The following is a 2,279-nucleotide window of genomic DNA, read 5'->3' on the forward strand; positions in this document are numbered from 1 at the left end:
CGGGCCGTTCGGCTTCTGCCAGAGGATCCGGCCATCCATGTCCAGGGCCGTGACGACGGCATCCTTATCGATATTTCCTGCGGTGAAAATGCGACCATCAGCAACGGTGACCCCTGCATATCCCTGGCCGATGCCCTCGGTTTTCCAGGCGAGGGGCGGCCCGTCCTGGGGCCACTCGGTGAGCAAGCCCTTATCGTCCGAAAGATTGTCTCCGCGCGGTCCATGAAATCGTGGCCAGCAGGCCTGCGATTCAAGCTGGGACGGCTTGACGGAACTGGCAGGAGGCGTGGTCTGAGAGGAGGGCGGAGTTTTGCCGGCGGTGGCGGCGGTCGGGCCGGTTGGTGGAACTTCTCCCGAGGACGGCACCTGTCCGGTTTTCTCCGAGGATGCAAGCGATTGCCGGGCTGCCGGCTGCTCCCCGATTTGGCCGGTTTCCAGACGTGCCGGGGTTTCTTTCCGGGCCTGACAACCTATCGCAATGGCCAGCGCAGCCACCCAGGATACAATGTTTTTCCACGCCATACGATCACACCTTCCTCCTGATGATTGCCTGTCTGATCGCGGATCTTTCTCGGCGCCATGTGTTCACCGAGAGATATCCCGAAAACAAGAGCATTGTAGCAGCCGCGATGGGTTGGTAAACGCTCCCCTGTTTTCTCTCGGAATGTCAACGCGGCAAGCTACGTCCTCCCAGTTGACGGATCACTTCGTACGCTGCGACGGCCACACTGACCGAGAGGTTCAAACTTCTCACCTGGGGTCGAATAGGAATCCGCAAACAGGCTTCTCGATGTGCGGCAAGCAGAGTCGCAGGAAGGCCCTGAGATTCACTGCCGAACACGAGAACATCTCCCGGAGCGTAGCTCACATCCCAGAAGAGCGTGCTGGCGGTCTTTGTGAAATACCAGAACCGCCTGCCGGCCAGGGCGTTTTCCAGAGCCGACCAGTCGTCGACGGCCTCCCACTCCAGGTACTGCCAGTAATCCAGTCCCGCCCGTTTGAGATGCCGGCTCGTGATACGAAAGCCGAGCGGGCGGACCAGCCACAATTTGGCCCCGATGGCGACGCAGGTCCGCCCCACCGCACCCGTGTTGTGGGGAATTTCCGGCTGATACAGGACCACATGGAGGATCGGTTCGTAATGCGCCATACCAGCCCAGGGTGTCCCGATCGATCACAAAACGGACGATTTCAAGGGGGAATCCTACGGATACGCCTCGCAGTCGGAAAATCCGCTGCACGGCAGCAACTTCGCAAAAAATCACGGGGCGGGAGGTGCCTCCTTGCTACGAGCTCCGGCCATTATCAAGCCGAGTTTCCGGAGGTGGGGCTGCATCTCGGCGGCCAAAAAGAAGGAACCCGCTATGCAGACCAGATCGTCCTGCCCAACACGGGGCCATAACCATTCCCATGCCGCGGCCGGATTCTCAAACGCAGAGTATCGCCCCGGCATCAATTCCTCCGCCGCCTCGACGAGCCAACTGACCGGGAGAGCTCGCGGGTTGATCGTGTATTGCGTCAAAACCGCATGGGAGAAAAACGGTGCGAACACCCCCAGCATCCCGCGGTAATCCTTGCCCTGGGTCGTGGCGAACAGCAGCCAGCATTGTTGAACCTCCAGACACTGCTGGAGAGTCTTCACCAGGGCTTCTGCGGAAGCCACATTGTGGGCGGCATCCAGGACCACCACGGGTCTCCGCCCTAGAATTTCCACCCGTGCCGGGAGCCCTGTCTCCCGCAAAGCCACCTGCACAGCCTGGGGCGAGACGGCCCAGCCCAGACGCTGCTCCAGCCGTTTGACCACCGCCAGGGCCACTGCACTGTTGGCCGCCTGATGCTGGCCCAGAAGCCGCAATTCCGATTCAATCTGCCAACCGGTTACAGCGTGTGGCAGCGATTCTTGTTCCATTCCCCTCGGCCGCCCCCACAGCGTCACGTGTCCCAGGGCGGTCTCGCGTTCGAGATGTCGGGGTGCCCGATACGCAGCGCCAAAGTCTTCCCCCAGTTCCCACAGGGCGCAACCGCGCTTCTTGCAGACCCGACGGATCACCTCCCGGGGACCCGGCTGAACCACCCCGCTGACGACGGGCACGCCCCGCTTGATGATCCCGGCCTTTTCCCACGCGATCTGCTCAAGCGTCGTCCCCAGCAGATCGGTATGGTCGTAACTGATGCTGGTGATCACGGACACCTCGGGACGACAAACATTCGTGGAATCAAGCCGCCCGCCCAAGCCGACTTCAATCACGGCCGCGTCCACCTTTCGCCTGGCAATATAG

2 protein-coding genes and 1 pseudogene are annotated in these 2,279 nt (G+C 61.3%); all 3 read right to left on the reverse strand.

What is annotated here, in order from left to right; genetic code table 11:
- Positions 1–522 (reverse strand): annotated as a pseudogene (locus tag H5U08_RS16210) (hypothetical protein); the annotation flags it as partial.
- A 145-nt stretch (positions 523–667) separates the two neighbouring features.
- Complete coding sequence (locus H5U08_RS16215) at positions 668–1,150, reverse strand: tRNA (cytidine(34)-2'-O)-methyltransferase (RefSeq protein WP_297035409.1); 483 nt, start codon at positions 1,148–1,150, stop codon at positions 668–670.
- Between the two features lie 111 nt (positions 1,151–1,261).
- A partial coding sequence (locus H5U08_RS16220) for a Mur ligase family protein (protein ID WP_297035412.1) occupies positions 1,262–2,279 on the reverse strand: 1,018 nt, incomplete at its 5' end.

The sequence above is a fragment of the Thermogutta sp. genome (genome assembly GCF_014359955.1).
Classification (GTDB): Bacteria; Planctomycetota; Planctomycetia; order Pirellulales; family Thermoguttaceae; genus Thermogutta.

Coding starts and splice junctions, on each gene's coding strand:
- H5U08_RS16215 (WP_297035409.1), bottom strand. CDS start 1,150: ATGGCGCATTACGAACCGATCCTCCATGTGGTCCTGTATCAGCCGGAA.